This window comes from Pararhodobacter sp. SW119 (assembly GCF_017811755.1).
Lineage (GTDB): Bacteria > Pseudomonadota > Alphaproteobacteria > Rhodobacterales > Rhodobacteraceae > Pararhodobacter.
Genome location: NZ_JADDJF010000115.1, coordinates 1 through 4004, shown reverse-complemented (window position 1 = coordinate 4004; position 4004 = coordinate 1). Strand labels below are relative to the sequence as shown.

3 protein-coding genes and 1 tRNA gene are annotated in these 4004 nt (G+C 57.1%); 1 reads left to right on the top strand and 3 read right to left on the bottom strand.

The features are described 5' to 3' along the window. Positions 1–212: 212 nt before the first annotated feature. Positions 213–821 (bottom strand): hypothetical protein, encoded by a 609-nt coding sequence (locus IM708_RS20520; protein WP_209428416.1) that lies wholly within the window; start codon positions 819–821, stop codon positions 213–215. A gap of 299 nt (positions 822–1120) precedes the next feature. Between IM708_RS20520 and IM708_RS20515 the strand changes: the two genes are divergently transcribed. Continuing rightward, a tRNA-Ser gene (locus IM708_RS20515) sits at positions 1121–1210 on the top strand. Between the two features lie 252 nt (positions 1211–1462). On the opposite strand, the gene IM708_RS20510 is transcribed toward IM708_RS20515, so the two are convergent. Beyond that, on the bottom strand, positions 1463–2875 hold the full coding sequence (locus IM708_RS20510) for an exonuclease domain-containing protein (protein ID WP_209428415.1): 1413 nt from the start codon (positions 2873–2875) through the stop codon (positions 1463–1465). Between the two features lie 945 nt (positions 2876–3820). Further along, the coding region (locus tag IM708_RS20505; RefSeq protein WP_209428414.1) for a hypothetical protein at positions 3821–4004 on the bottom strand (184 nt) is incomplete at its 5' end.

Below are 4004 nucleotides of genomic sequence, written 5' to 3'. Positions count from 1 at the left end.
TTGGCAAAGCGCCTATCGACGATCGCTGTGCCGACATTACTACCGTTCGCTTTAGGTGCTGGGCCGCCTCAGCGGCGGCGAATACTCAGCCTCGGGTAGCGCGCTGGATCGGCGCTGGTCTTGACACGACTGACACACGCCTCCATAAATTATACGCTGTATAAATATAGGCGTGAAATGATCTCGGGACATATTTTCATCGCTCTCAACGCTCAGCATTTTTTCTCCTCAGACTGAATCCAAAGGGGAATTAGTCCCCGGTTTGGTCGCACCGAAATCCCTCTCGGCAAGGCAAAGATGTCCTTGGTCAAAGAGTGATCCCCAAAGGGAGGAGGTTGGTCCGTCCTATCCGACAGAGAAACGGATGCGTTGGTCTGTGCATCGAATTTCGCGCAAGCTCGCTGGTCCAAGGTGGTTATCAGGAGGATGCGGCGGTTCTCGGAGGGCTCGATCCGCCGCGGGTTGACGTAAAACGCAGATGGATCAGGGACGGAGCGCCAGCTTGACTGACTCACGGCGCCGGTCTTGGCAAAGCATGGAAACGGATTTCTGTGCGCAATCGCGAATCCGCGGGTCTCTCCTGCGGTGCGCGTCCAGCCGACCGTTGAGGGAGGGGCCTGGTCCGAACGAAGGAGCGCTTCTTCCTTCCCCATGGCCGCCAAAGAGAAATGGTCAGAGACCTGCTGGGTTCCAAAATCGCTCGATCGCCTTGCAGCCCCTGATGTCCGTTCCCGTAGGCCGGTGTCTCTGGCCGATGAGTGCCCCTCGAGAAGGCCGTCCCTGTAAGCCGCAACCTGCGGCATTTGATGGTTGATGCTCATGGCTCAACCTCCGATTTTTGAAGGAGGTCGCTTCGGTGCTGCTTGAGCAGGAGCACATCGCGCAGTTGAATGGCGCTGCGGAAGATGAGGGTGTTCGGAGCCGCAACCCCAAAACACCTTATAGTTGCGTGGAGAACGAAATGATCGCCATTAACGCGATGACCAAATCTTGCCCATAAGCGTCGTAATTCTCGGCCTTTTTGGGGCATTTCAGGGGGTTGAGGTGCTGGATGACTTTCTGTCACGTAAGGCGGATTTCGCCTTGTATTTCCTGTGCTTGCGCGGCTATACCCGTCGGTGGAGACGTGGCCGAGCGGTCGAAGGCGCTCCCCTGCTAAGGGAGTAGGCGGGAAACCGTCTCGTGGGTTCGAATCCCATCGTCTCCGCCACCAAACCTCGTTAACTCATTGAAATAGACTCATAAATCGAGGCTTCTTGGGTGTCCATCCCCCAATTTAGCCCCCATTGCGCGAGCCCCCCGGCGAAGGTCGGGGTTTTGTGCTCATTGAGTCGAACTCGATTCGTCGGCTCCTGTTCGCCCACGCCGCGGAATACCTATGTGGCGGCTTGGCGGCGACCCCTGAAGGTGCAGCCAAGCCTCTACATGGGTTGCTGCCGATGAATCGGTCCCTCGCCCGACGCTAGACGTAAACAGAGGCCGAGTTGCGATTCTGCAGCTCGAGTAGATACCCCTCGTACTCCTCGAGAATGGCCAGCTGATCGGGACTCGCTTCGGTGGCGAGTCGCTTGATCTCATCCAGCGCGGACGGGACCGTCGTCCACTTGGCCTCGTCTTGCATGAGGTGTTCGCGAAACTCTTCCTCGACCGCTATGTGATCGCCCTTCGCCATCACCTCGGGCCATTCGGATCCGACCAACCACCGCGCCATGTGGCGTGCGCGCGGGTCGCGCAGGTTTGCGATCATCTCGTATTTCTCGTGGGGTGAGGCCGCATGGAACCGCTGCAGCAGCGGTTTGTCGGCTTCCGTCGGAAAGAACCCGCCGGTGTAAAGTTGCTCAGCGGGGTGGGTCCCCTCGTCGAACTCCGACTTGCGGAGTGCGGCCGCTCCCCTGAGGCGTTTGGCGAGCGCTTGGTCCGCCCGAAGCCTCTCGATGCCACGAGGGTCGAAGGTTGCCACAAGACCCGCTGCCACGGGGTCATTTATGCGCATGAGGACCGGCATAGCATTGCTCTTGACGCGAACGATCGCCCTCTCCCCATCCAGAACGTCGAAAGCCTCTCGAAGCGAGACCACGTCAGCTGCCAGCAACCAGTCGATATCCGATCCGAGATCGACGCAGAGCCATTCGTTCGGATTGGCCTGGTCGGCGCAGATCGGCAGCAGAACCTGAACCCGAGGCCCGTTCCGGGAGTGATCCCAGCCGATGGATAACAGGGGCTCGCCTGCCAGCATCAGTGCGCGCACCTCGGACTTGTTCATCATCGCGGCGCAAGCATTCCAAACCTCCGGCGCCTTGCTGACCAGGACCTTGGCAAGATGCATGGTGGCGTGCACGTCGCCTAGGGCATCATGAGCGTCATGTTCGACGAAGCCGTTCGCGGCAGCCAGATCCGCGAGCCGGAACGAGCGTTTGCCACCGCCATCGGCAGGAAGGTGAAGCGCGTCCGGCGCACAGGCCGCGACAACCTTCGCTGCGATCAACACATCCATGCGCTTGTTGCCTTCCCACTGTGTCAGGTATGGCGCGCGCAGGTTGGCATAGAAACTGTGGCGCAGGATCTCCTCGTCGTAACGGATGCCGTTGTACGAGCAGATGATCGCCGGCGAATTGCGCGCAATATGGTCATGGATCTGCGCGATCAGCTCGTAGTGGGACAGGCTGCTCCGCTGGATCGCCCCGATCGACTGCCGATTCACCATCAAGGCGCCCGGGCTCGGAATGACATACCTTGGAAGCCGCCCCCGAACGTTGAACTCCTCGAGCAGTTCCGCGTTTTCGTCATAGATGCAGGCAGCGAACTGAACCGGTCGGTCATGCCTGGTCTCAAGGCCGGTACATTCGGTGTCGTAAATGTAGATTCGAGCTGGCATTGCGATATCTTTCTTTGTTTTTCGGCGCAGAGGGCTGTGCCTTGCGCATACGGTAGGTTGAGAGAGTTTGCTTGGTGTCGAGATCACTCATGGAATGTCCGAAGCGTCAGAACGTGATCACGTCGGCATTCGAACTGGGCTTTCCTTCAGTCTTTCCACGGGAAGTGTGGCTTCCATCTCCCAGAGTTGCACCTTCCGTTGACAAGAGGAGGTCCAACACTGCTCGGCAGCCCACGACGCGCTTCAGACGAGTAAACAGCTGGTACATCCACCCAAGAAAGGATTTGTGAGATCATTGACCAGCACCATGCCCTCGTAACGGGCAAGCTAGCGACGAAATCGGCCCGGGCGGAGATCCAAGACAGCCATCAGTTCACGAAGTTAGCATCGGGTCTTGGTTAGTTTCGGGAAGTTAGCTCTTTGGATCGATATAGTCGCTTTGGCGAGAATCCCGACTTTTAAAATTTAGGTTGCAGAATACCACGATCGATACTTTAGCTCCTCGGAGAACGCTGTGCCTCTTGGACTTTGAATGCTAGGCCCTTGGCGATCAAAAGCATTGACAGTCTTTAGGTGTATTAGGTGTTCATCAAACCGTAGTCACTGCTTAGGTATGGCGAAAAGAATGATCTAACTGTCTTGCTGTTGTTTTCGGCCAGGAATGCGCACGCCGATATGGGCCAGCTGTGCAGATACCGGCTGTCGCTGCCGAGAGATCTCCCGGTGTAGGAAGTGTAGGTTCGATTGTTTATAGCTGTAAATCTGATATATAGACGTCTCCATTCCTCGTTGCGCTTTCTTACGGATAGAATGTTTGGAAACTACACTTCCTACACCGCATGGACCTCATGTATAGAGAGGCAAGAAGGCGGCATAAAAAAAACCTCAGCGACGTAACCATCGCCGCTGAGGAACTAGGAAAAATCGGCGGTGTCGTTGAGCGCCTTAGCCGAGACTCAACCCGATGTAGACATTGCCATGGTTGCGCCTATTCTGGGACAGGCCTCGTGCCGCCATTTCGCTACTGAAGCGTCGACGCGACCAAGCCTGAGCGCCTTGGTTTTCACACCAATCTTTGAAGCAATTGTGGAGATCGGCCGCGCTTGTGACGGCGTCCGGGTCCGGGCCT

Excerpts from the sequence above, each read along its gene's own strand:
- IM708_RS20510 (WP_209428415.1), bottom strand. The coding sequence starts at position 2,875 with ATGCCAGCTCGAATCTACATTTACGACACCGAATGTACCGGCCTTGAG.
- IM708_RS20520 (WP_209428416.1), bottom strand. The coding sequence starts at position 821 with ATGAGCATCAACCATCAAATGCCGCAGGTTGCGGCTTACAGGGACGGC.